The organism is Nocardia wallacei (genome assembly GCF_029869545.1).
GTDB lineage: Bacteria > Actinomycetota > Actinomycetes > Mycobacteriales > Mycobacteriaceae > Nocardia > Nocardia wallacei_A.
This window is the reverse complement of the sequence record NZ_JARWQD010000262.1, coordinates 1-23,703: the sequence shown is the minus strand read 5'-3', so window position 1 is coordinate 23,703 and position 23,703 is coordinate 1. Positions and strand designations below refer to the sequence as shown.

Below are 23,703 nucleotides of genomic sequence, written 5' to 3'. Positions count from 1 at the left end.
CGGCCCCCCCCCGCCCCCGGGTTCTCTGTGGTGGGGGGGGGGGTGGGGGTTTATTGGGTGTGTCTGTGGCCGGCGCCCGCGCGGGGGGGGGGGGCCCACCTGGGATGGGGGAAGCCGCGGGTGCACAGGGATGGGGGAGCCGGTGGTTCCTTTCCGGTCCGACCGGCTGCGGTGGATTCCGTTGTTCCGGCGCGGTTTTGGCCGGAATCCGTTAGACGATGTGGACCCAGGCGGTGCCTACCTGGGGGAGTTCCTGTTTCTGGAGGGGGAACCAGCCGAAGTCGTCGCGTTGCCAGCAGTCGTCCAGGGGGGTGGTGTTGTCGCGGCAGGCGATCGGGCGGGAGGTGCCGTAGGGGCTCACGATGACCTGTTTGCCGTTCTGCTGTGCCGACAGCGCCGCCGGATCGGTGTAGACGACGAAGTTCTCGTTCTGCAGCGTGTAGATCTCGGGGTTGGCGACCGGGTCGGCCTGCGCGGCGGGGGCGAGGCACAGCGCGGCGCCGGCGGCCAGGACTGCTGTTGCCATGATTTTCCTCATCATGGCACTGATGCCTATCACCATTCGGTGAATCAGTCATTGCGAGCCGGTGTCCTGTAAGGCTCTCCACCCGCGAGCCGACTCGATCGCGGGACTGTGTCGCGCCCCCGTTCGGCGCGTCCGACCTGGGCGTGCCGCATGTTTGCCGACCTATCGGTCTCGGGCACCGGCGTGCCGTGTGAGATGGCCCGCAATCTCCTCCGCGACCGCTGTCAGCCGCCGCCGCGCCTCCGGATCGGCGACGGTGCCGTCCGGCCCGACCATCGCGCCGAGCACGGTGATGCGCGGGCACGCGGATTCGATGATCTTCGCTCCCACATAGCCGAGCACGGTGCGCAGCGAGGCGACCGCGCCGTCGCCACGTCCCTCGGCCGCGACATTGATCCAGGCCACCGGCTTCTCGTGCAGATCCGCCGTGCCGACCGTCCACTCCAGCAGGTTCTTCAGGCTGCCGGGGATCAGGCCCGCGTACTCGGGGCTACAGAACAGCACCGCATCCGCCGCCGCCAATCGCTCCCGCAGGTCGGCCACGGCGGCGGGCGACGGTCCGTCACCGGGAACAAACGCCGGGACATCCGCCAGTCCCGTATACAGCTCGGTCGAAATATTCTCCGGCGCAACGGCTTCGAAGGTCCGCAGCGCCGCGGTGTTGGTGGAACCCGGACGGGTGCTGCCGGAGATCAGCAGAATTCGAACGCGCCCGCCGCCGTTCCGGCCGGTGCCGCTCGGTTCGGTCCCGGGCGTATCCGGTGAGTCGGCCATGTACCTACGAATTCGGTTGGTGCGCCGGGTATTCCCGCAAGCTGTCGCTCACGCGTTGCGCTCGGCCTCGGCGGTCGCCGGGTGCACCGCGACGATCCCCAGCCCTTCGCGCCGCTTGCAGTGCCGGGCCAGCTCGTCGTAGGCGGGCTGGCCGATGAGCTCGATCAGCTCGGGGGCGTAGGACTGCCACACCGGCCGCGAACCGACGTGCGCATCCGGCGAGCCCGAACAGTACCAGTGCAGATCGAGCCCGCCCGGGCCCCAGCCGCGCCGGTCGTACTCGGTGAGCGTGGTGCGCAGGATCTGCACGCCGTCGGGGCGGTCCACCCAGTCCTGGGTGCGCCGGATCGGCAGCTGCCAGCACACCTCGGGCTTCACCGTCAGCGGCTCGAGGCCCCTGCGCAGCGCCATGCTGTGCAGCGCGCACCCGATACCACCGGAGAAGCCGGGGCGGTTGAGGAAGATGCAGGCGCCGTCGTAGCGCCGGGTGCGCAGCGCGGGCTCGTCGTCGAGGTCGTCCTCCTCGAGATAGAGCTTCTTGCGGACCTTGCCGTCGGCGTCGCGGGCCTCGTCCATGAGCTGCCAGTCCTCGGGTGTGAGCATCTTCACAGCCTTCTGCAGCTTCTTGCGATCGTCGTCGTCGCACAGGAACGCGCCGTGCGAACAGCACCCGTCGTCCGGGCGGCCCTCGATGATGCCCTGACAGGCCGGCGTGCCGAAGACACAGGTCCAGCGCGACAACAGCCAGGTCAGGTCGGCCACGATGGTGTGCTCTGTATTCGCCGGGTCGACGAACTCGATCCATTCCCGCGGGAAGTCGAGATCGACCTCGGGCGTGGGATCGATCTTCGCCGCTGATCGCAGCCCGGTCGGGGCGCTCGCGGAAGCTCCTGCCGTCACATCGCCAGACGCTAACAGCTGCGGCCGGGGAACCTTCGGTCCCGGGGGATTTACGCATTTCGTCCGCGTCACCAATGAGCCACGTTTCGGTTCGTACTCCGAGGTACGTACGGGACCCAGTACCGTGTTCTTGTGCGGCTCGGTGTGCTCGATGTGGGAAGCAATACCGTCCACCTGCTTGTGGTGGACGCGCATCGGGGTGGCCACCCCATGCCGATGAGCTCCACGAAGGCGACCCTGCGCCTGTCGGAGAACATGGACGACCACGGCCGCATCACCCCCGAGGGCGCCGGTCGGCTCACCAAGACCGTGGCCGAATTCGCCAGCATCGCAAAGACTTCCGGCTGCGTGGAGCTGATGCCGTTCGCGACCTCGGCGGTGCGCGATGCCACCAACTCCGACGAGGTGCTGAACCTGGTCCGCCGCGACACCGGCGTCGATCTGCGGGTGCTGACGGGTGTGGACGAGGCGCGGCTGACCTTCCTGGCGGTGCGCCGCTGGTACGGCTGGAGCGCCGGGCGCATCCTCAATCTCGACATCGGCGGCGGTTCCCTGGAGATGAGCAACGGGTGCGACGAGGCGCCGGATGTGGCGCTGTCGCTGCCGCTGGGCGCCGGTCGGCTCACCCGGGAGTGGCTGGCCGAGGACCCGCCGGGCAAGCGCCGCGTGGCGGTGCTGCGCGACTGGCTGGAGGCCGAGATGGTGATCCCGGCCAAGCAACTGCTGGAGCCGGGCCGCCCCGACCTGGCCGTCGGCACCTCGAAAACGTTCCGCACGCTGGCCCGTCTCACTGGTGCCGCCCCCTCCGCCGCGGGTCCCCGCGAGCGGCGTATCCTCTCCAGTTCCGGTCTGCGGCAGCTGATCGCGTTCATCTCTCGGATGACCGCGTCGGACCGGGCAGAATTGGAGGGCGTTAGTTCCGATCGGTCACAGCAGTTGGTGGCTGGCGCATTGGTCGCGGAGGCGAGTATGCGAGCGTTATCGCTGGATACCCTCGAGATTTGCCCTTGGGCGCTGCGGGAGGGACTGATCCTGCGCAAACTGGATACCGACCTGGACAGCGAACCCGGTGCCGGAATCGGCCGTCCGAACGGCATACCGGGCCCGACCGAAACGGTGTCGCCATGAGTGAGGATTCCACCCAGCTGTCGGTCGCCGAGCTGCTGGCCCGCAACGGCCAGGGCGTTCCGGCGTCCGGGGGCGGCCGGCGACGGCGCAGCGGCCGCGGCATCTCGGTGACCGAGCTGACCGGCGATATGCCCGCCGTGCGCGAGGGTACGTCCGCGCACGCCGCGCCCGAACCGGAGGACGACAACGCCGCTCCCGACTTCCCGTCCGCGGCGCCGGAACTCGACGGCGGTCCGTCGTATTCGCCGCTGTCCGGGCCGATCTCGTACTACGACCCGCTGGGCCCGAACGGTTCGGGAAACAACGGTGTCAACGGTTCCGCCGCGGATTTCCCGGGTTCCGGTGCGCCCCCCTCGGGCTTCGGCGATTCCGCGTACAACGGGTCTGGCTCGAACGGTTCCGGGTTCAACGGTTCGGGCGGTGCCGGATACAACGGTTCGGGCTCGGATGGTTCCGGGTTCAACGGTTCGGGTGGCGCTGGATACAACGGTTCGGGCTTGGATGGCTCCGGGTTCAACGCCTCTCGCGGTTCCGGGCTCAATGGTTCGGCGTTGGACGGTTCGGGTTTCCACGGCGCGGGTGGTTCGGCGTTCAACGGTTCTGGGCTGGATGGCTCGGGGTTCAACGGATCCGGATTCAACGGCTCGGGATTCAACGGCTCCGGGTTCAACGGTTCGGAGACCAACGGCCCGGGTGCGAACGGTTTCGCGCCGTCCGCCTACGAGCCCCAGGCATACCAGGCACCGGCGTACGAGCCGCAGGCATACCAGCCGCCCGCCTACGGGCCGCCGTCGTACCAGTCGCCCGCGATGTCGGATGCGGCGCTCCGCGATCCCACGAGCTTCGGCTGGCCCCCGGCCGCCGACCGCAACGATCCCCTCGGCTCCACCGGCGCCCCTGCGGCCTCGGGCGGCCGCCGCGCGCGGCGCGAGCGGATGGAGGCCATGGAGGCGCTGGCCGAACAGGGCGATGCGCAGGCCGCCTCGTTCGCACCGGAGCAGCCGCCCGCGACCGGCGGCCGCCGCCGTCGCCGCGACCCGGACGAGGAGACGACCGAGGTCCGGCCGTTCCGCGGACCGTTCTCACCACCCGACGAGGCCCCGGCCGCCGCGGCCTGGGCGCCCGCGGCCGAATCCCTATCGCCGCCGCCCCGCGGTCGCGAACTTCCGCCGCCACCGGGGCCCCCGGCCGGGCTACGCAACGGGGCCGGTGCGCCCCCGGCGTCCGGTTTACCGGCGTGGTCGGCGCGAAGACGTAAGGCACCCGAGCCCCCGGCTCCCCCTTCCGATCACCCTGCGCGCAATGGCGCCGCCGCGCCGCCCGGCAACGCGGATCAGGCCACGGCCGTCTGGTCGCTGGCGGGCCAGGATCAGCAACTGCTCTCCGGCGCCACGGTTGCCGGTGATCTGCTGCGCGATCGCGCGGAGCGCGGCGACCCGTCCGAACCGGCGCGCCCCGGCCGCCGTGACGCCCGGCGAGACGGCGCCGCCGACCTGCTGGCGCCGCCCGACGACCGCACCGACGTCTACGCGCCGATCGACCCCGACGACGATTTCGACGACCTCGACGACGAATTCGACGACGACCTCGAAACCGACGACGACGCCGAGGAACCCGGCCGCATCGCGCAGGCGACACAGGCGGCCAAGGCGCGGGTCACGCGGCTCGCGGCCTCGGCCCGCAAGGCCCGGGGCGGCAGCGGCAAGGTCGCCGCCGACCCGAACCGGCAGCAGTGGATGATCCTCGGCGGCCAGGTCGCCGGTGCCGCGGTCGCGGGCATGTTGCTGTTCAAGGGCTTCGAGAAGATGTGGGACGTCATGCCTTTCGTCGCGCTGGCGCTGGCGATGGTCGTGATCCTCGGCCTGGTGGCGCTGGTGCGGGTGCTGCGACGCACCGATGACATCTTCAGCACTGTGATTGCCGTCGTCGTGGGCATCTTCGTGACGCTCGGCCCGCTAGCCTTTCTTCTCAGCACCAACTGAGCAGGGAGCAGCAGTGGGGATCACACAGGCGGGGAACGACATTCGGGTGGGGTTGTCGACGGCATCGGTCTACCCGGAGAACACCGAGGCCGCATTCCGGTACGCGGCCGAACTCGGTTACGACGGCGTGGAATTGATGGTCTGGGCGGAGCCTGCCAGTCAGAGCATCGCGACCGTGCAGGGTTATGCGCGTCGGTATTCGGTGCCGGTGCTGGCGGTGCACGCGCCGTGTCTGCTCATCTCGCAACGGGTCTGGGGGGCGGACCCGATCGCGAAACTGGAGCGCAGCGTGCACACCGCGGAGGCGCTGGGTGCGAGCACGGTGGTCGTCCATCCGCCGTTCCGCTGGCAGCGCCGCTACGCCGAGGGATTCGCCGGGCAGGTGGCCCGCCTCGAGGAGCACAGCTCGGTGGCGGTCGCCGTGGAGAACATGTTCCCGATGCGGGCGGACAGCCTGCTCGGGCGGGGGCCGGGGTCGGCGCGACGACTGGAACGCCGCGGCGGGCCCGGCCTGTCGCTGACCACCTTCAGCCCGTCCTACGACCCGACCGACACCGGTTACCAGCACTACACCCTGGACCTGTCGCACACCGCGACAGCGGGGATGGATCCGCTCGCCCTGGCCGCCCGGATGGGGCGCAACCTGATCCACCTGCACCTGGCCGACGGCACCGGCGCCGCGCACGACGAGCACCTGGTTCCGGGCGAGGGCAATCAGCCGTGCGCCGAGGTCTGTGAATCGCTGGTGCACAACGGTTTCCGCGGCCACGCGGTAATCGAGGTGAATACCCAGAACGCCCGCACCACAGGCAATCGCGCCGCCACCCTCCACCGTGCCCTGACCTTCGCCCGCACCCACCTCAACGACCTACGCCCCGCCCCCACCCCAGAACCAACCGGCGCCCACCGAGCCTGATCCCGGCCAAAAGCACGCCGGGAATACAGAGAGCCACCACCACCTCGCCCTCCCACCGCCGCAACACCACCTCGTGTTCCCGCCGCTGTGGCCACGCCTCGCTCTCACCGCTGCAGCGCCGCCTCTTGTTCCTGGTGCTGTGGTGTCGCGTCGTCCTCCCGCTGCTGTGGCGTCGCCTCGTGTTCTTGGTGTTGTGGTGTCGCGTCGTCCTCCCCGCTGCTGTGGTGTCGTCTCATGTTTCTGGTGTTGTGGTGCCGTCTCGTGTTCCCGGTGCTGTGCGTCGCCTCGTGTTCCCCCGCGGTGGTGCCGCCTCGTGCTGCTGGTGTCGTGGTGTCGCCTCGTATTCCGGTGCTGCACCGCCTTGTGTTCCTGGTGCTGCACCGCCTTGTGTTCCTGGTGCTGCGGGCCGCCTTGTGTTTCTGGTGCTGCGGGGTCGCCTTGTATTCCCGGTGCTGCGGCACCCCGCCCTTGTATTCCCGGCATGCTTTTGGCCGGGATCCTCCTCGAGGTGGTGGATTCGTCACACCCGGTAGGGGAATCGGGTCTTGCCGGGCACACTTATACGCTGTACGAGCAATGTTGGGCTGGAAGGAGCGGCGGTGACGGAACTGGCCATCGATGCGGGGCGAACGCGTGCGGATCTCGGTGATGCTCCCTTCAGCCGGGTGTGTGCGCTGACCGAACTGCCGTCGGACCTGCCCGATACCGGCCGCTACCGGGGCTACATCGATAAGACCTGGACCATCGGCAAGAAGGTGCACGGCGGCACCATGGTCGCGGCGAGCGCCGCGGCCGCCACCCGTCGGCTGCGCGCCGCCGAGCCGAGCCTGGCCGCGATGTCGCCGATCGCGGGCTCGAGCGACTTCCTCGGCGCCCCCGATCCGGGCGAGGTCGAGTACCTGGTCCGCATCCGCAAGACCGGCAGGCAGATCTGTCTCGTCGACGCCGATCTGGTGCAGGGCGGCCGCACCCTGGTGCACACCGCATTCACCTTCGGACACCTCGACGACACCCCGCCGACCTACACCCGCGACGATCACTCCGATATGCCCGCCGAGCCCCCGGCCGAGGCGCTCGGCTACGAGGACGATTCGCCGATGGGCCGCATCGTGCACGTCGCGCGCGCCGCGTCGGTGGCGATCGACCCGGCGTGGGCGCGCTTCCTCGAGGGCGAGCAGGGTGAGCCGCGGCTGCGGCTGTGGATCCGGCCCCGCGACGCCGATGCGCGGGATCCGGAGATCGCCGCCTACTTCGCGATGATGGCCGGAGATATGAGCCCGCCCGTGCCGGTCAATCTCGGCCATTTCGGTTGGGCGCCGACCGTGCAGATGACCACCTACCTGCGCCGCCGCCCGGCCCCGGGCTGGCTGCGGATCATCGCCACGGCGCACGAGATCGACGACCGGATGTTCGACGAGGACCAACTCGTGCTCGATTCCACCGGCGCGGTGGTAGCCCAGACCCGCCAGCTCGCCCTGATCCCGCAACCGCGCTAGCGTCCACCGCGGGCCCTCTTCTCGACGCGTCGCGCACGCGGATAGCCTTGACCGTCATGACAAGAATTGCGGTGATCGGTGGCGGACGGATCGGGGAGGCGTTGCTCGCGGGACTGCTCGAGTCCGGCTGGGCGACCAAGGATCTGGTCGCCGTCGAGCCGGTGGCGGCGCGGGCCGAATTCCTCGGTGAGCGGTTCGCCATCCGGGTCACCGATACCGTCGCCGACGCGGTGGCCACCGCGGACGTGCTAGTGATCGCGGTCAAGCCGCACGACGTCGAGGCCGTGCTGACCGCGCTGAGCAAGGCGGAACTCGACAACGACCGCGACCAGGTGCTGGTGTCGCTGGCCGCCGGCGTGACCACCTCCCGCCTGGAGGCGAAACTGCCCGCGGGCTTCCCGGTCGTCCGCGTCATGCCCAATACGCCGATGCTGGTCGGCCAGGGGATGAGCGTGCTCGCGGCGGGCCGCTACGCCAAGGCGGATCAGCTGCGCCAGGTGACCGAGCTGCTGGAGGCGGTCGGCACGGTGGTGACCGTGCCCGAATCCCAGATGGACGCGGTGACCGCCGTGTCGGGCTCGGGCCCGGCGTACTTCTTCCTGGTGGCCGAGGCGATGGTCGAGGCCGGTGTGGGTCTCGGGTTGACCCGGGATGTGGCCACCCGGCTGGTCACCCAGACCATGCTCGGGTCGGCGGCGCTGCTCGACGAGTCGGGTCAGGACGCGGCGGAGTTGCGCGCGGCGGTCACCTCGCCGGCCGGAACCACCGCGGCCGCGGTCCGCGAGTTGGAGCGGGCCGGGGTGCGCTCGGCATTCTGGGAGGCCTTGCATGCGGCAAAGCGACGCTCGGTGGAACAGGGATCGACGGGCGAGTAGCGCGCAATCGACACTGTTATCTCCCACCCGTCGCAGTAATCCCACTGGTCACGCTAAGCTTCAAGGAGCACGTGCGTGTCTGTTCCGCCGGTGGGGAAGCCGGCGGCGCGGACGTGCCGGAGGTGTTAGTGGCGCATGTCTGGAAACAGCTCTCCAAGTACGGGTCCCGTGATCGGTGGAGGAACCCAGTTCCTCACCGTCGCCGAGGTGGCGAATCTGATGCGGGTATCCAAAATGACGGTGTACCGGCTGGTGCATTCCGGTGAACTGCCCGCGGTGCGGGTGGGCCGATCGTTCCGGGTGCATGCGAAGGCCGTGCACGAATATCTGCAGACGTCCTACTTCGACGCGGGGTAGGGCGGTGCGGCCGGTTCTCCCGGTCGCCTCGCAGGGGCGGTTCCGGCCGCCGCACACGTCGTTCCGGCGTAGGCCGGACCGAGAGGACCGGTGTGTTCGCGCACGGGTTCCAGGTCCGGCCTCCGTCGCGGGCGGCGGATTTCGTCGTCTCGGTGGCCGGTCGGCGGTGCTCGATCCCCGTTTCGTTCGCCGACGGTTGGCCCGGTACGATGAAACACCGTCGTGTTCGCCCGTCGGCGCATTCGGTCCAGGCGGGTGGACACGAGGAGCCAGGCTTGCTGGGGTCGATGGCGGCCTCCCGCGGTGTCACCGGCTTGTCGCTGTGCCGACCCCGGACGCAGGCAAGGCCGCGGGCGACCGGGAAGATGGGCGTACGTAAACCGGCGTGCGCGCCGAGGTAGAGAGAGAACGCGAGGAACAACCCTATGGGTTCTGTGATCAAGAAGCGCCGTAAGCGCATGTCGAAGAAGAAGCACCGCAAGCTGCTTCGCCGTACGCGCGTGCAGCGTCGCAAACTCGGCAAGTAGGTCGCCGCGCCCGATTGCGGCGTCCCGGGTGCCCGCCGTGACGACACGGCCCGGCGCCGCTGGGAGATAGCTGAAAAGCCCGCCACCGTTCCGGTGGCGGGCTTTCATTTTGAAAAAGTGGAGTTTGAAATCCTCGCGGTTTCGTATGACCGAAGTCATCGTAAGAAGCAGGTTAAACCCGCCGGAGACCCGGGCCGCAGCGGCTACTCTGGAACCCGGGAATTAGGCGAAACGGGGGCTGCATAGGTGGGATCCGGCGTGGGTGCGAGCGTGCGGGACGGGCATACGCCCAAGGTTGTGCTGGTGACCGGTGCGAGCCGGTTCTTCGGTGGCAACGTGGTCGCGCGGCTGGCCGCCGATCCGACCGTCGAGCGCATCATCGCGGTGGACGCGCGCATGCCCGCACGGGAGCTGCTGCGTCGCATGGGCCGCGCCGAGTTCGTCCGCGCCGACATTCGAAATCCGCTGATCCGCAAGGTGATCGACGGTAACGAGGTCGACACCGTGGTGCATCCGGCGGTGCTGTCGCGGCCGCCGTCGGGGGGCGGGCGCGCGGTCATGAAGGACTTCAACGTGCTCGGCGCGATGCAGCTGCTGGCGGTCTGTCAGAAGGCGCCGAGCGTGCGCCGGGTGGTGGTGCGTTCGTCCTCGGCGGTTTACGGATGCAGCGCGAAAGATCCGGCGAAATTCACCGAGGAAATGAGTGCGCGAACACCACCGAGTGGTTGGTTCGCTCGCGACATGATCGAAGTCGAGGGATTCGTGCGCGGGCTGGCTCGCCGCCGCCCGGATATCGCCGCGGCAATTCTGCGGTTTCCGCCTATCGTCGGCCCGCGATTGGCGCGCCGCGGCGTGCAATATTTCCGATCTCCGGTCACGCCGACGATCCTCGGCCGGGATCCGCGCCTGCAACTGCTCCACGAGGAGGACTCGATCGCGGCACTGGCGCATGCGGCGCTGCAGGCCCCGGGCGGCACGTTCAATGTCGCCGGGGACGGGGCACTGGCGCTGTCGCAGGCGCTGCGCCGGGCCGGACGGATCGAGCTGCCGGTGCCGTTCTCCCTGTTCCGCAGCGTGGGCCGCTCGGTCATGGGCCCGGTCATGCGGGAGTTCACGGCCGAGCAGATCGACTATTTCCATTTCGGCTGCGGGCTGGACACCACCCGGATGCGCGCCGAACTCGGATTCCAGCCGCGCTGGACGACAGTGCAGGCATTCGACGACTTCGTTGGGGGCGCAGCGTTGCGGCCCGTCATCGATCCACGGTGGATCGACGCTGCAGAGACGAGACTTCTCGGCCTGGTCGGGGCCGGAGCGGGAGCACACCGATGAATGACGTGGCCAAGGTAATTCAACTGCACGAGGTGGACTTCGAGTCCCGGCACCGGACGGCACCCGGCCGCCGCTGGCCCGGTGAGTCGTCGCCGAGCACGGTGACCTCGCTGACCGAGCGGCTCGCCGAGGCCGGGCCGCAGCCGCCGCGGAGCCTGGGCGAACTCCTGCGCGGGACCGTCGCCGACGGCATCCGCGGCACCGCCGATTTCGCCCGTCGCCGCCTGACCGGCGACTACCAGGTGGACGAGTTCGGGCTCGACGAGCACCTGCTGGAGTCGGTGGTGCTGCCCGCGCTGCGCCCGCTGTCGGAGCTGTGGTTCCGGGTACAGGTCGACGGCATCGAGAACCTCCCCGAATCCGGCGGTGCGCTGATCGTGTCCAACCATGCCGGTGTCGTCCCGATCGACGGCATGATGCTGCAGCTGGCCGTGCACGACCGGCATCCCGAGCAGCGTGCGCTGCGGATACTCGCCGCCGACCTGATCTTCGAACTGCCGGTGCTGGGCGGGCTCGCGCGCAAGGCCGGTCACACCCTGGCCTGCCCCGCCGACGCCGAACGGCTGCTGCGGGCGGGCGAGCTGGCGGGGGTGTTCCCCGAGGGTTTCAAGGGCATCGGCAAGCCGTACTCGGAGCGCTACAAGCTGCAGCGGTTCGGCCGCGGCGGATTCGTGTCGGCCGCGGTGAAGACGGGCGTGCCGATCATTCCGTGCTCGATCGTCGGGTCGGAGGAGATCTACCCGAAGCTCGCCGACCTCAAGCCGCTGGCCCGGCTGCTCGGCCTGCCGTACTTCCCGGTGACCCCGCTGTTCCCGCATCTGGGCGTGCTCGGCGCGCTCCCGCTGCCCTCGAAGTGGTACATCGAATTCGGCACCCCGATCCCCACGAGCGCCTACGAGCCCGAGGCCGCCGACGACCCGATGACCATGTTCGAGGTCACCGACCAGGTCCGTGAAACCATCCAGCAGACGCTGTACAAACTGCTGATGAAGCGGCGTAATCCCTTCACGGGGTAGGCGTCAGCTCCGGGCGTCGCGTTTGCGGGTGAGGACTGCCGCGGCCGCGCCGCCTGCCGCGCCCAGGGCGAGGGCCGTCGGCACGCCGATCTTGGCGGCCTTGCGGCCGGTGCGGAAGTCGCGGACCTCCCAGCCGCGGTTCTTGGCCACCTCGCGCAGGTCCGAATCCGGGTTGATGGCGACCGAGGTGCCGACCAGCGACAGCATCGGGACGTCGTTGTGGCTGTCGGAGTAGGCGGTGCAGCGCTTGAGGTTCAGGCCCTCGCGGATCGCCAGCGTGCGCACCGCGTGCGCCTTGCCGAGGCCGTGCAGGATGTCGCCCACCAGCCGCCCGGTGAAGACACCGTCCACGCTCTCGGCGACGGTGCCCAGCGCCCCGGTGAGCCCCAGCCGCTTCGCGATCACCTGAGCCAGCTCGACGGGCGTGGCCGTCACCAGCCACACCTGCTGCCCGGCGTCGAGATGCATCTGGGCCAGCGCCCGGGTGCCCGGCCAGATCTTGTCGGCGATGATCTCGTCGTAGATCTCCTCGCCGAGTTCGGCCAGCTCCGCGGTGGAACGCCCGGCGATGAACGACAGCGCCTTCTCCTTGCCGCTGACCATATCGCCCTGGTTCTCCTTGCCGGTCACCCGGAACTTGACCTGCTTCCAGGCGATATCCACCAGATCCGAGGTCCGGAAGTACTTGCGCGCGGCCAGCCCGCGGGCGAAATGCACGATCGAGGCGCCCTGCACCATGGTGTTGTCGACATCGAAGAACGCGGCCGCGGTGAGATCGCGCGGCGGGGCGTGGGGCGGTAACTCCCGGTCGACACCGGATTCCGCCAGTTCCGCATCGTGCAGCGCGAGCGCGGCGTCGGCGCTGGCCTCGCCGGCGAGGTTGGCGCGCACCTCCTCCTCGCTCGGTCCGAACGGACTGCGCGCGATGCGGGTGATCTGATCGGACAGGCCCTGGCTCCAGCGCGCCGGGAATTCGCCGAACCTGCCCGCGATGAAACCCGTCCTCGCATCTTTCGATCGTTCCGGCACCGATACCTCCGCCCGTCCGCGCGAACACATCCAACACTAGCCGGGACCACCGACGGTGTCCGGCGACGCCGCCGCGGCCGTCATCGCGTCGCCGACCGTGCCATTTAATGGGAGGCATGAGCGACTCCACGCATTCGGTGATCTTGTTGACGCGGGCGGGGTGCGGGATGTGCACCGTCGCGCTCGAGCAGTTGCGGGGGATCTGCGCGGACTTCGGGATCGAACCGCAGGCCACGGACGTGGACGAGGCGGCGGCCACCGATCCCGGGCTGCGGGCCGAGTTCGGGGATCGCCTGCCGGTGGTGCTGCTCGACGGGCGCGAACACAGCTATTTCGACGTCGACGAGGCGCGCCTGCGGGCGGATCTGAGCCGCTGAACAACGGCGCGAACGGTCGGCCGGGTTCCCGGCCCGGCGCGTTGTGTGGAAACTCACCGGCAGTTGCGGGTTGAATGTGGCGGGTGAGGCCCGGGGCGGGTGCGGCCCCGAGTGACTGAATTCACCGACTTTGTGCAGGGCTTCACAAGCAGTTACGGTGGTGACACGCAAACCGACTGCTGCAGGCAGCGGAAGCACCCGACCCCCGATGTGCCGATACCGGCGTCTGCCCCCGGCGTCGGCGCGGTCGATAGCGAACCGGACACCTATCCCCGGCCGGACGAGGAGCCGAACGACGTGACAGAGCAGCATGAGACGCCCACCGGTGGCGTCTCCGGCAGAGCTCTGCAGAAGGACATTCCCCAGGCGACGGTAGCGCGGCTGGCAACCTATCTCCGGGTGCTGGCCATGCTCGCCGACGAGGGTGTGCTCATCGTATCGAGTGAAGAACTGGCTGTCGCGGCGGGTGTCGGTTCTGCGAAGCTTCGCAAGGATCTGTCGTTCCTCGGGCCCAACGGCGTGCGCGGTGTCGGCTACGACGTGGCCAAGCTGCGCGCCCGCATCGAGGACGTGCTCGGCCTGTCCGGCGGCCACCGGGTGATCCTGGTCGGCGCCGGAAATCTGGGCCGCGCCCTGGTCGGCTACGGTGGCTTCCGGCGGCGTGGATTCAGCATGGTCGGCATCTTCGACTCCGATCCGAAGATCATCGGCGAGACGGTGAACGGACTGGCGGTGCGCGATGTCGCGGAACTGCGCGCCGCCGTCGCCGAGCTGGAGCCGACGATCGCGGTCATCACCGTCCCCGACGCGACCGCGCAGGCGGTCTGCGACGACCTGGTCGCGGCGGGCGTGCAGAGCATCCTCAGCTTCTCGCCGACCACGCTGGACGCCCCCGCGTCGGTCGAGGTCCGCCGCGTCGACCTCGCGGTCGAGATGCAGATGCTGTCGTTCGAGCGGGCGCGCAGCGCGGAGGCGGAAGCACAGGACGCACACGACGTGGCCGCGGGCGAGACCGTGACCGCCGTGTCCACCCCGATCGGCCGCCGCCTGGCGGACCGGTCGCACGTGGGCATGAAGCATTCGGCAACGGAGCCAACCAGCAAGGGATCGGTGGTCGCACCATGAGCGTGCTTCTAGTCGGTATTTCGCATCGCAGCGCACCGGTCGCGGTGCTGGAAAAGGTAGCGGTCACCGAGGACGACCGGCCCAAGCTCACCGATCGAATGCTCGCCTCCCAGCACATCTCCGAGACGATGATCGTCTCCACCTGCAATCGCGTCGAGGTCTACGCGGTGGTCGACGCCTTCCACGGCGGCCTCGCCGAGGTGGGTGACCTGCTCGCCAAGCACTCCGGGCTGCCGCTGCCCGAACTGACCAAGCACGCCTACGTGCGCTACAGCGAGGCCGCCGCCGAGCACCTGTTCGCGGTCGCCAGCGGCCTGGATTCGATGGTGGTCGGCGAGCAGCAGGTGCTCAGCCAGATCCGCGCCGCCTACGCCGCCGCCGATGCGCAGCAGTCGGCCGGGCGCACGCTGCACGAGCTGGCCCAGCACGCGCTGCGGGTGGGCAAGCGGGTCCATGCCGAGACCGGGATCGACCGGGCCGGTGCTTCGGTGGTGTCGGTCGCGCTGGATCGAGCACGCACGGTGCTCGGTGAGGTGGAGGGCCGCGCCGCCGTGGTGATCGGCGCGGGCGCGATGGGCGGTCTGGCGGTGGCGCATCTCGCGCGCGCCGGGGTCGGGCACATCACCGTCGTCAACCGAACCCTGGAGCGGGCGCAGCGGCTGGCCCACACCGCGGCCACCATGCACGGCGCGTCGGCGTCGGCGGCGGACCTGTCCGGTCTGGTCGCCGCGCTGGCCGACGCCGACATCGTGATCACCAGCACGGGCGCGGTCGGCTCGGTGGTGACGCTGGCCGACGCGCACCGCGCGCTGAACGCGGCGCGGGTCGGCCATCAGATGGTCATCTGCGATCTCGGCCTGCCGCGCGACGTGGACCCGGCGGTGGCCGGACTGCCCGACGTCACGGTGATCGACATGGAGACGCTGCAGCGCGACCCGGCGGCCGGGGCGGCCGCCGACGACACCACCGCCGCGCGCGCCATCGTCGCCGAGGAACTCGCGAAATACCTTGCGGGACAGCGCATGGCGGAGGTGACGCCGACCGTGGCGGCGCTGCGCCAGCGGGCCGCCGAGGTGGTCGAGGGCGAGCTGCTGCGGCTGGAGTCGAAGCTGCCCGGCCTGGCCGATCCGGAGCGCGAGGAGGTGGCGCGCACCGTGCGGCGGGTGGTCGACAAGCTGCTGCACGCGCCGACGGTGCGGGTCAAACAGCTGGCCTCCACGCCCGGCGGCGATTCCTACGCCGAGGCGCTGCGCGAACTGTTCGCGCTCGAACCCGGTGCGGCGCAGGCGGTGGCCGCGCCGATGGAGATCGCGGCCCTGGGGGAACTGGCCGACGACTTCACCACCGGGCACAGCGAGGGACAAGGGCACTCGGCATGAGCGGTCAGGGCCGGAGGCGGCAGCGGAGCGTAACCACGGGGGCCCCCGCTCATGCCGGAAAGGACGCAGCATGACCAATGCGACAGTGCAGGAGCACACCATGACCGGACGCGGCACGGCCCAGGCGCCCTGGCGCATCGGCACCCGCGGCAGCCACCTGGCGCTGACCCAGGCCGGCACGGTCCGCGACGCGCTGATCGCGGCCGGGCAGCAGGCCGAACTCGTCATCGTGAAGACCGCCGGTGACAAGTCCTCCGATCCGGTGGAGAAGATCGGCGTCGGCGTGTTCACCACCGCGCTGCGCGACGAATTGGCCTCCGGCACAGTCGATATCGCCGTGCACTCCTACAAGGACCTGCCCACCGCGCCGGATCCGCGGTTCACCATCGCCGCGATCCCGGCGCGGGAGGACCCGCGCGATGCGGTGGTCGCCCGCGACGGCATGGTGCTCGGCGAACTGCCGCCCGGTGCGAAGGTCGGCACCTCCGCGCCGCGCCGCGTCGCGCAGCTGCGCGCCCTGGGGCTCGGCCTGGAGGTGCTGCCGCTGCGCGGCAATATCGACACCAGAATCCGCAAGGTGATCGACGGCGAGCTCGACGCCGTGATCCTCGCCCGCGCCGGACTGGCCCGCGTCGACCGGCTCGACGAGGTCACCGAGGCGCTGGAGCCGGTGCAGATGCTGCCCGCCCCGGCGCAGGGTGCGCTCGCGGTCGAATGCCGCTGCGAGGACACCGATCTCGTGGCCATCCTGTCCGCGCAGGACGATGCCGCCGCCCGGGCCACCGTGCTGGCCGAACGGTCGCTGCTGGCCGAACTGGAGGCGGGCTGTACCGCCCCGATCGGCGCCCTGGCCGAGGTGGTCGAGTCGCTCGACGACGACGGCCGGGTGTTCGAGGAACTGTCGCTGCGCGGGTGCGCGGCGGCGATCGACGGCTCGGATGTCATCCGAGCGTCCGTGGTCGGCTCGCTCGCGAATGCGGAGCAGCTGGGCCGCTCGTTGGCGCGTGAACTCCTGGAGCTGGGAGCGCGCGACCTGCTCAGCGCTGACGGCAGCGCTTCAGACCTCAGTAATCCCAGCCCAATGGAGAACAACTCATGAGCCGTGCCACCAAGAAGCACCCCGGTCGGATCCTGTTCGTGGGATCGGGTCCCGGTGACCCGGCCCTGCTCACCGTCCGGGCCCGCGAAGTGCTGGGGCGGGCGACGCTGGCGTTCACCGATCCCGATGTCGACAAGGGCGTGCTGGCGCTGGTCGGGACCGCGGTGGAGCCGAACCCGGACGGGGAGCTTCCGGTCGACGTGCGCCCGGCGCTCGGCGAACCGGCCGAGGTGGCCAAGACCCTGATCGCCGAGGCGCGCAACGGCCACGACGTGGTGCGCCTGGTCTCCGGCGATCCGCTGACCACCGATTCGGTGATCGCGGAGGTCAACGCCGTCACCCGGTCGCATATGACCTTCGAGGTGCTGCCGGGCCTGCCCTCGGGCAGCACCGTCCCCGCCTACGCGGGTATCGCGCTGGGCTCCAAGCACACCGAGGTGGATGTGCGCGGCGAGGTGGACTGGGCCGCGGTGGCGGCCGCGCCGGGACCGCTGGTGCTGCACGCGACCTCCGGGCACCTGGCCGAGACGGCGAGCGCGCTGGTCGAGCACGGGGCCGCGCCGCAGACCCCGGTGGCGGTGACGGTGCGCGGGACCACCCGCCAGCAGCGCACCATCGAGGCCACGCTGGCCACCCTGAACTCCGCCGCCTCCGAACTGGTCGGGCCGCTGGTGGTCACGGTCGGCAAGGAGGTCGAGAAGCGCTCGAAGATGTCGTGGTGGGAGTCGCGGGCGCTGTACGGCTGGACGGTGCTCGTGCCGCGCACCAAGGAGCAGGCCGGTGAGATGAGCGAGAAGCTGGTCATGCACGGCGCCATCCCGATGGAGGTGCCGACCATCGCCGTCGAGCCGCCGCGCAGCCCCGCGCAGATGGAGCGCGCGGTCAAGGGCCTGGTCGACGGCCGCTACCAGTGGGTCGTGTTCACCTCGACCAACGCGGTGCGCGCGGTGTGGGAGAAGTTCGGCGAGTTCGGCCTGGACGCCCGCGCGTTCTCCGGTGTGAAGATCGCCTGCGTCGGCGAGGCCACGGCGGACAAGGTGCGCTCGTTCGGCATCAACCCGGAGCTGGTGCCCAGCGGCGAGCAGTCCTCGGAGGGCCTGCTGGCCGACTTCCCGCCCTACGACGACGTGTTCGACCCGGTCAACCGGGTGCTGCTGCCGCGCGCGGACATCGCCACCGAGACCCTGGCCGAGGGCCTGCGCGACCGCGGCTGGGAGATCGACGACGTGACCGCGTACCGCACGGTGCGCGCCTCGCCGCCGCCCGCCGAGACCCGGGAGATGATCAAGACCGGCGGTTTCGACGCCGTGCTGTTCACCTCCTCCTCGACGGTGCGGAATCTGGTGGGCATCGCCGGAAAGCCGCACGCGCGCACCATCGTTGCCTGCATCGGCCCCAAGACCGCCGAGACGGCCATCGAATTCGGCCTGCGCGTGGATGTGCAGCCGGAGGTGGCGCAGGTCGGTCCGCTGGTCGACGCGCTGGCCGAGCACGCCGCCCACCTGCGCGCCGAGGGCCTGCTGCCCCCGCCGCGCAAGAAGAGCCGCCGCAGCCGATAGGCGCGGGCGGCCTCAGCGGCGCGCCCGCATCAGGTCGCGGACCAGGCGGCAGGTCTTGTCGGACGGTGGGCGGATGCCGACCAGGGCGGCCGTGCGCCGGATCCTGTCGTTGTCGGCCAGGCTCGCGCGGTAGATCCCGGAGTCGAGCAGCGCGATCGCCAGCCGCATGGCCTTGAGCCTGCGGTTGTGGGTCACGTACCAGGACCGCGGACGCCCCGGCGGCAGCGGTTGCTTCAGCAGTGGGACATAGGGCCGATCGATGATCGTCGGTGCGGTAGCCACGAGATCCTCCCCTCGCCAACGGGATTCGGGTCACCCGGTGACACCGGCCGAACCCCTCGAACACATCTTCGATTCTACCGCGTGGCACCGACAGAAACGGCTGGCCACAACGATTCCGAGGTCTGCTGAAATCCGCCCTCGGAGCGGGGCGTATCGTGCGGTTCATGACCGGAATGGACCGCCCGCGGCGGTTGCGTCGTACCCCCGCCCTGCGTCGCCTCGTCGCCGAAACCACGCTCGAGCCAAGGCAACTGGTGCTGCCGATGTTCGTCGGCGACGGCCTGGACGAACCGCGCGAGATCGGTTCGATGCCCGGCGTGCACCAGCATTCGATGGATTCGCTGCGCAAGGCCGCCGTCGAGGCCGTCACCGCCGGTGTCGGCGGGCTGATGCTGTTCGGCGTGCCGCGCCCGGAGGACAAGGACCCCACCGGCAGCCAGGCGAGCGCGCCCGACGGCATCCTCAACCGCGGCCTGCGCGCCCTCGCCGAGGAGGTCGGCGATTCGACGGTGGTCATGGCCGACACCTGCCTGGACGAATTCACCGACCACGGCCACTGCGGCGTGCTGTCGGCCGACGGCGCGGTCGACAACGACGCCACCCTCACGCGCTACGTGGAGATGGCGCTGGCGCAGGCCGAGGCCGGTGCCGACCTGCTCGGCACCAGCGGCATGATGGACGGCCAGGTCGGCGCGATCCGCGCGGGCCTGGATGCGGCCGGGCGCACCGATACCGGCATCCTCGCCTACGCCGCGAAGTACTCCTCGGCGTTCTACGGTCCGTTCCGCGAGGCCGTCGGTTCCTCGCTGCAGGGCGATCGCCGCACCTACCAGCAGGATCCGGCCAACCGCCGGGAGGCCGTCCGCGAGCTGGATCTGGACCTGGCCGAGGGCGCCGACATCGTCATGGTGAAGCCCGCCATGTCGTATCTGGACATCCTGCGCGACGTCGCCGACCGCTCCACCGTGCCGGTGGCCGCCTACCAGATCTCCGGCGAGTACGCGATGATCACCGCCGCCGCCCAGCGCGGCTGGATCGACCGCCGCGGCGCGGTCATGGAATCGCTGCTGGGCATCCGCCGCGCGGGCGCGGACATCGTGCTGACGTACTGGGCGACCGAGGCCGCACACTGGCTGTCGTGAATCAGTGGAGTCCACCGGGGCGCCCCGGCCCCGTGGCGGTGCCCGACGATGTCCGCACCGCCGCTCAATTGTGGTGGGGTGTGGTCGGTTTCGGCGTGGTCCGGCTGGTCGTGGGCGCCGTCGATCGGTTCGCCGATCGGCGTGAGCTGGCGGTGGACCTCTACGACCAGGTCCGCGCCCAGCAGCCGCAGGCCACGCTCGTCCAGGTCGAGCTGATCGTGTCGGTCATGCAGGTGCTGATCGTGGTGTTCGGCCTGGCGCTGGCCGTCGGCGCGCTGGCCGTGGTGCATCAGCTGCGCCGCGGCAGGCTGTGGGCCCGCACGCTGCTCGACATCGCCGCCGCGGTGCTGGTGTTCGGGGCGATCGGCACCATGGTCGGGCTCGGCGCGATGAACGGCATGCTGCCACTGCTCGCGGGAGCGGCCGCGATCCTGCAGGCCGTCCTGGCCGGCGGCGCCCTGTTCCTGTGCCGCAGAAAGGAATCCGACGCCTACTTCCGGTTGAACGGCCGGTGAAGCGGGCACCGAATTTGCCCCCGACAGGCCAGGATGTATCGTGAGGGCAGTCACAGAGGATTTGGGAACCGGATGTCGTTGCTCGGGCGTTGTCCCCGAGGTCGCGTTGCGCGGATGGCTCCGGTGGAGCGGAGGCATCGATGCGCGTGGTGATTCAGCAACCGCAAAGCCTTCGGCGAGATGTACTGGTACTGAGCCTGCTGATCCTGTTCGGATTGCTCACCCTCGCCGTCCTGCTGCTGCCGGGAGCGGTCGGCTGAACCCCCTCGCATGAACGAAGCTCAGACCGCGCCGGAGGCGCTGTTCGCCGAGCCGGGTGCCCGCTGGCGCACGGTCGCTTACGGCCCGCTGCTGTGCCTGGCCATCCTCGGGCTGGAACTCGGGTTGCGGGCGCGGGATGTGCACTGGTTCGGCCTGGCGTTCTGCGCCGTGCTGCTGGCCGGTTTCGTGACCCTGCAGGTGGTGGCGGGGCGTCGGCACGTCAGCGTCGAACTCACCGGCACCACGCTGCGCGAGGGCACGGAAACGCTGCCGCTGAACAGCATTGCCGAGGTGTTCCCCGAGCCCGACGAGGAGTCCTGGGACGAGCCGGACTGGCAGTCGGCCCGTGCGCTCGGCGAGCTGACCGGTGTCCCGCGCCGCCGCAAGGGCATCGGATTGAAGCTGCGCGACGGCGGCCTGGTGCAGGCGTGGGCGCGTGATCATCGCGGCCTGCGCGCGGCGTTGAACGAGGCGCTCGAGCGGCTCCCCGACGCTGCCGAGCCGAAGGCTTCCGGCGACGATGCGACCGGCGCTGCGGCTCCCGACACCGTCGGGCCCGATTCCGCTGCCGCCGAACCCGATGCGCAGGGGGACGCCCGATGATGCGCCGGTTGTGGATCGTCGTCGACCTGGTGCTGCTGGTGCTGTGCCTGGGCGCGGCCGTGCAGAGTTGGCGCCACGGAATCGACACCACCTGGTTCGCCGAGGTGGGGGAGCAGCCCGCCTTCGAGGCGACGCGCTACTCCGGCCCGTGGCTGGGCCTGGCCGCGTTCCTGGTGGCGGTGGCCGGTCTGGCCGCCGTCGATCTGGTGGCTCGCGGCGCCCGGAACCGCTGACGGCCCATCGGAATCGATCTCGGCGCGGCGGCCCGGCGGCGGTTGAGTGTCGCCGCGACCGGCGGACAATGGGCGGTATGAAGCGCACAGATCTCGTGAGACGTACCGCCCTGGCTGTGCTGGCCACGGGAGCCGTCGGCGCCGCCACCGTCGTTCCGGCCGCCGCCGAGGCCCCGGCACCGGCGCCGCCGAGTGCGCCCGCGGTCTCGCCGCTGGATGTGCTGCCCACCCCGCTGAACTGCCTGCTCACCACGGGCTTCGCCGTGTTCTGCCTCGGCGTGCCGCTGTCGTGAGCCGCCGGGGTCAGTTCCAGCGCTGGTAGATGTCGAGCACCCGAACTCAGTTCCAGCGCTGGTAGATGTCGAGCACACGGGAGCCGTGGGTGCCCGGCGCGTTGAGGTAGACCGTCACGGTGCCGTCGGGGTGGTCGGCGGCCTCGTTGATCACCTGGCGCAGCGAGGCGTGGATATTGCCGTTCTCGTCGCGGTAGAGCTGGGTGTCGGGCTGCAGGCCCGCACCCATGCGGCTCTGCGGAATCACCTTCGTCACGAGCGCCGGGACGGGGCCGTCCGACAGGGCGACGGTCTCGTCGTGGGACAGGTGCATTCCGATTCGTCCCTGATCGGGCTGGGCGACCGGGGTGCCCGCGGCGGCCGAGGCGGCCCCACCGACAACCGCGGCGATCCCGGCGATGAGCAGGGCTGTGCTGAGCAGGATGGTTCGCATGAAATCCCTCCCGGCCGTCGAGTCGTGCCCTCGAGCCTACGATCAGCAATCGCTCAGCGACCGATATCGGAGGAAAGACACTCCGGCGTGTTGCGGTTCCGGCTCTTTCTCGTGAGTGTTGGAGGGGCGGTGAGCAAATCGCGGGACATGCCCATGGCCGTGGCGCACGACCGAGCGCGGTGTGCCGTGGCTCACCCCACTACACCCTGTCGTCGACCGGCGTGGGCACAACTGCGACACTGGAGGCCGTGAGTTCTTCTCCGCGCGCGACCCAACAGCCCGTGCAGGTCTCCGCCGGCCTCTTCGAACGCGCCGCCGCGATCATCCCCGGCGGCGTGAACTCGCCCGTCCGGGCCTTCAAATCCGTCGGTGGCACACCGCGATTCATCGCCTCGGCGCGCGGCTGCACGCTCACCGACGCCGACGGCAACGACTACGTGGACCTGGTGTGCTCGTGGGGGCCGATGATCCTCGGCCACGCGCATCCGGCCGTGGTGGAGGCCGTGCAGCGGGCCGCGGTCGACGGGGTGTCGTTCGGCGCGCCGACCGAGGCGGAGATCGAGTTGGCCGAGACCATCGCCGCGCGGGTCGATCCGGTGCAGCGGGTGCGGCTGGTGAACTCCGGCACCGAGGCCACGATGAGCGCGGTCCGGCTGGCCCGCGGCTTCACCGGACGTAGCAAGGTCGTCAAGTTCGCCGGGTGCTACCACGGCCACGTCGACGCGCTGCTGGCCGACGCGGGTTCGGGGGTCGCGACGCTGGGCCTGCCGACCTCGCCGGGAGTCACGGGCGCGCAGGCCGCCGACACCATCGTGCTGCCGTACAACGATCTCGACGCCGTGGCCGCCGCCTTCGCCGAATATCCGGACCGGATCGCCTGCGTGATCACCGAGGCCGCGGCGGGGAACATGGGCGCGATTGCGCCCGCGCCGGGATTCAACGCCGGTCTGCGCGAGCTCACCGCCGACCACGGCGCGCTGCTGATCATGGACGAGGTGATGACCGGATTCCGGGTGAGCCCGGCCGGGTGGTACGGAATCGACGGTGTCGCGGGCGACCTCTACACCTTCGGCAAGGTGATGAGCGGGGGACTCCCGGCAGCGGCCTTCGGCGGCCGCGCCGACATCATGAACCATCTCGCCCCGAACGGCCCGGTCTACCAGGCGGGCACGCTGTCGGGGAATCCGGTCGCCGTGGCCGCGGGCCTGGCCACCCTGCGCCATGCCGACGATGCGGTGTACGCGGCGCTGGACCGCAACGCGCAGCGCCTCGGCACGCTGATCACCGAGGCCCTCACCGCCGCCGGCGTCGCCCATGTCGTGCAATTCGCGGGCAATATGGTGAGCGTGTCCTTCGCCGACCGACCGGCCACCGACTACGCCACCGTCAAGGCCACCGAGACCTGGCGCTTCCCGGCGTTCTTCCACGCCCTGCTCGACCGTGGCGTGTATGCGCCACCGAGCGCATTCGAGTCATGGTTCGTCTCCGCCGCGCTCGACGAGGACGCATTCGCCCGTATCGCCGCCGCACTGCCCGCCGCCGCC

At 70.3% G+C, this 23,703-nt stretch carries 27 protein-coding genes; 20 read left to right on the top strand and 7 right to left on the bottom strand.

Going from position 1 to position 23,703, the window contains the following annotated elements; translation table 11 throughout:
* Positions 1-211: 211 nt before the first annotated feature.
* The 3 genes from QH290_RS22570 to QH290_RS22560 all read right to left on the bottom strand — a co-directional run bounded on the left by QH290_RS22570 (position 212) and on the right by QH290_RS22560 (position 2,200).
* Positions 212-526: a hypothetical protein gene (locus QH290_RS22570; protein ID WP_280266640.1), complete on the bottom strand. Its 315-nt coding sequence runs from the start codon at positions 524-526 to the stop codon at positions 212-214.
* A 162-nt stretch (positions 527-688) separates the two neighbouring features.
* Entirely contained in the window at positions 689-1,300 is a 612-nt protein-coding gene (locus QH290_RS22565; protein ID WP_280384935.1) for an NADPH-dependent FMN reductase, read from the bottom strand.
* A 48-nt stretch (positions 1,301-1,348) separates the two neighbouring features.
* The gene (locus QH290_RS22560) at positions 1,349-2,200 is read right to left on the bottom strand and encodes a DUF3109 family protein (protein WP_425301761.1); all 852 of its coding nucleotides are present in this window, start codon (positions 2,198-2,200) and stop codon (positions 1,349-1,351) included.
* A 132-nt stretch (positions 2,201-2,332) separates the two neighbouring features.
* On the opposite strand from QH290_RS22560, the gene QH290_RS22555 reads away from it, so the two are divergent.
* From QH290_RS22555 to QH290_RS22545, 3 genes are read left to right on the top strand one after another with little or no spacing between them, the layout of a single operon-like run.
* Complete coding sequence (locus QH290_RS22555) at positions 2,333-3,328, top strand: Ppx/GppA family phosphatase (RefSeq protein ID WP_280266642.1); 996 nt, start codon at positions 2,333-2,335, stop codon at positions 3,326-3,328.
* A complete protein-coding gene (locus tag QH290_RS22550; RefSeq protein ID WP_280384932.1) occupies positions 3,325-5,310 on the top strand; it encodes a hypothetical protein in 1,986 nt (661 codons plus the stop codon). The genes QH290_RS22555 and QH290_RS22550 overlap by 4 nt, the downstream gene beginning before the upstream one ends.
* Before the next feature lie 46 nt (positions 5,311-5,356).
* Positions 5,357-6,226 carry a sugar phosphate isomerase/epimerase family protein gene (locus QH290_RS22545; RefSeq protein WP_280266647.1) on the top strand — a complete coding sequence of 290 codons (870 nt, stop codon included), beginning with the start codon at positions 5,357-5,359 and terminating at the stop codon, positions 6,224-6,226.
* Positions 6,227-6,330: 104 nt separating this feature from the next.
* Here the strand turns inward: QH290_RS22545 and QH290_RS22540 are convergent, their stop codons facing one another.
* Positions 6,331-6,462, bottom strand: a complete 132-nt coding sequence (locus QH290_RS22540) for a hypothetical protein (RefSeq protein WP_280266644.1) — start codon at positions 6,460-6,462, stop codon at positions 6,331-6,333.
* 363 nt (positions 6,463-6,825) lie between these two features.
* Here QH290_RS22540 and QH290_RS22535 point away from each other — a divergent pair, with 363 nt between their 5' ends.
* The 6 genes from QH290_RS22535 (at position 6,826) to QH290_RS22510 (ending at position 11,829) form a co-directional block, all read left to right on the top strand.
* Positions 6,826-7,722, top strand: coding sequence for a thioesterase family protein (locus tag QH290_RS22535; protein WP_425303639.1), 897 nt, complete (start codon positions 6,826-6,828; stop codon positions 7,720-7,722).
* A 56-nt stretch (positions 7,723-7,778) separates the two neighbouring features.
* Positions 7,779-8,597: a pyrroline-5-carboxylate reductase gene (gene proC / locus QH290_RS22530; RefSeq protein WP_280384929.1), complete on the top strand. Its 819-nt coding sequence runs from the start codon at positions 7,779-7,781 to the stop codon at positions 8,595-8,597.
* Positions 8,598-8,732: 135 nt separating this feature from the next.
* Positions 8,733-8,954, top strand: a complete 222-nt coding sequence (locus QH290_RS22525) for a helix-turn-helix domain-containing protein (RefSeq protein ID WP_280269550.1) — start codon at positions 8,733-8,735, stop codon at positions 8,952-8,954.
* Between the two features lie 425 nt (positions 8,955-9,379).
* On the top strand, positions 9,380-9,481 hold the full coding sequence (locus QH290_RS22520) for a 30S ribosomal protein bS22 (protein ID WP_003402602.1): 102 nt from the start codon (positions 9,380-9,382) through the stop codon (positions 9,479-9,481).
* Between the two features lie 258 nt (positions 9,482-9,739).
* Entirely contained in the window at positions 9,740-10,813 is a 1,074-nt protein-coding gene (locus QH290_RS22515) for an NAD-dependent epimerase/dehydratase family protein (protein WP_280266422.1), read from the top strand.
* Positions 10,810-11,829: a lysophospholipid acyltransferase family protein gene (locus tag QH290_RS22510; RefSeq protein ID WP_280384925.1), complete on the top strand. Its 1,020-nt coding sequence runs from the start codon at positions 10,810-10,812 to the stop codon at positions 11,827-11,829. Before QH290_RS22515 ends, QH290_RS22510 begins: the two co-directional genes overlap by 4 nt.
* A 3-nt stretch (positions 11,830-11,832) precedes the next feature.
* Here the strand turns inward: QH290_RS22510 and QH290_RS22505 are convergent, their stop codons facing one another.
* Positions 11,833-12,858, bottom strand: a complete 1,026-nt coding sequence (locus QH290_RS22505; RefSeq protein ID WP_425301746.1) for an HAD family hydrolase — start codon at positions 12,856-12,858, stop codon at positions 11,833-11,835.
* 116 nt (positions 12,859-12,974) lie between these two features.
* Between QH290_RS22505 and QH290_RS22500 the strand changes: the two genes are divergently transcribed.
* The 5 genes from QH290_RS22500 (at position 12,975) to QH290_RS22480 (ending at position 18,397) form a co-directional block, all read left to right on the top strand.
* Positions 12,975-13,235, top strand: coding sequence for a glutaredoxin family protein (locus QH290_RS22500; protein WP_280266424.1), 261 nt, complete (start codon positions 12,975-12,977; stop codon positions 13,233-13,235).
* 297 nt (positions 13,236-13,532) lie between these two features.
* Positions 13,533-14,360 carry a redox-sensing transcriptional repressor Rex gene (locus tag QH290_RS22495; protein ID WP_280266425.1) on the top strand — a complete coding sequence of 276 codons (828 nt, stop codon included), beginning with the start codon at positions 13,533-13,535 and terminating at the stop codon, positions 14,358-14,360.
* Positions 14,357-15,739, top strand: a complete 1,383-nt coding sequence (locus QH290_RS22490; protein ID WP_280266426.1) for a glutamyl-tRNA reductase — start codon at positions 14,357-14,359, stop codon at positions 15,737-15,739. Before QH290_RS22495 ends, QH290_RS22490 begins: the two co-directional genes overlap by 4 nt.
* A gap of 100 nt (positions 15,740-15,839) precedes the next feature.
* Positions 15,840-16,838 carry a hydroxymethylbilane synthase gene (gene hemC, locus QH290_RS22485; protein ID WP_280266437.1) on the top strand — a complete coding sequence of 333 codons (999 nt, stop codon included), beginning with the start codon at positions 15,840-15,842 and terminating at the stop codon, positions 16,836-16,838.
* Positions 16,835-18,397 (top strand): bifunctional uroporphyrinogen-III C-methyltransferase/uroporphyrinogen-III synthase, encoded by a 1,563-nt coding sequence (locus tag QH290_RS22480; protein WP_280266427.1) that lies wholly within the window; start codon positions 16,835-16,837, stop codon positions 18,395-18,397. Before hemC ends, QH290_RS22480 begins: the two co-directional genes overlap by 4 nt.
* A 12-nt stretch (positions 18,398-18,409) precedes the next feature.
* Here the strand turns inward: QH290_RS22480 and QH290_RS22475 are convergent, their stop codons facing one another.
* A complete protein-coding gene (locus tag QH290_RS22475) occupies positions 18,410-18,679 on the bottom strand; it encodes a hypothetical protein (RefSeq protein WP_280266428.1) in 270 nt (89 codons plus the stop codon).
* Between the two features lie 164 nt (positions 18,680-18,843).
* Between QH290_RS22475 and hemB the strand changes: the two genes are divergently transcribed.
* From hemB to QH290_RS22450, 5 genes are all read left to right on the top strand, one after another.
* Entirely contained in the window at positions 18,844-19,821 is a 978-nt protein-coding gene (hemB, locus tag QH290_RS22470; RefSeq protein WP_280266429.1) for a porphobilinogen synthase, read from the top strand.
* Complete coding sequence (locus tag QH290_RS22465) at positions 19,818-20,336, top strand: hypothetical protein (RefSeq protein ID WP_280266430.1); 519 nt, start codon at positions 19,818-19,820, stop codon at positions 20,334-20,336. Before hemB ends, QH290_RS22465 begins: the two co-directional genes overlap by 4 nt.
* Before the next feature lie 270 nt (positions 20,337-20,606).
* A complete protein-coding gene (locus tag QH290_RS22460) occupies positions 20,607-21,200 on the top strand; it encodes a hypothetical protein (RefSeq protein ID WP_280266431.1) in 594 nt (197 codons plus the stop codon).
* Positions 21,197-21,433 carry a hypothetical protein gene (locus tag QH290_RS22455; protein ID WP_280384923.1) on the top strand — a complete coding sequence of 79 codons (237 nt, stop codon included), beginning with the start codon at positions 21,197-21,199 and terminating at the stop codon, positions 21,431-21,433. The genes QH290_RS22460 and QH290_RS22455 overlap by 4 nt, the downstream gene beginning before the upstream one ends.
* A gap of 77 nt (positions 21,434-21,510) precedes the next feature.
* Positions 21,511-21,726, top strand: coding sequence for a hypothetical protein (locus QH290_RS22450; RefSeq protein WP_280266433.1), 216 nt, complete (start codon positions 21,511-21,513; stop codon positions 21,724-21,726).
* A gap of 46 nt (positions 21,727-21,772) precedes the next feature.
* Here QH290_RS22450 and QH290_RS22445 read toward each other — a convergent pair whose 3' ends face one another.
* Positions 21,773-22,159, bottom strand: coding sequence for a hypothetical protein (locus QH290_RS22445; RefSeq protein WP_280266434.1), 387 nt, complete (start codon positions 22,157-22,159; stop codon positions 21,773-21,775).
* Positions 22,160-22,407: 248 nt separating this feature from the next.
* Between QH290_RS22445 and hemL the strand changes: the two genes are divergently transcribed.
* The coding region (hemL, locus tag QH290_RS22440) for a glutamate-1-semialdehyde 2,1-aminomutase (RefSeq protein WP_280384921.1) at positions 22,408-23,703 on the top strand (1,296 nt) is incomplete at its 3' end.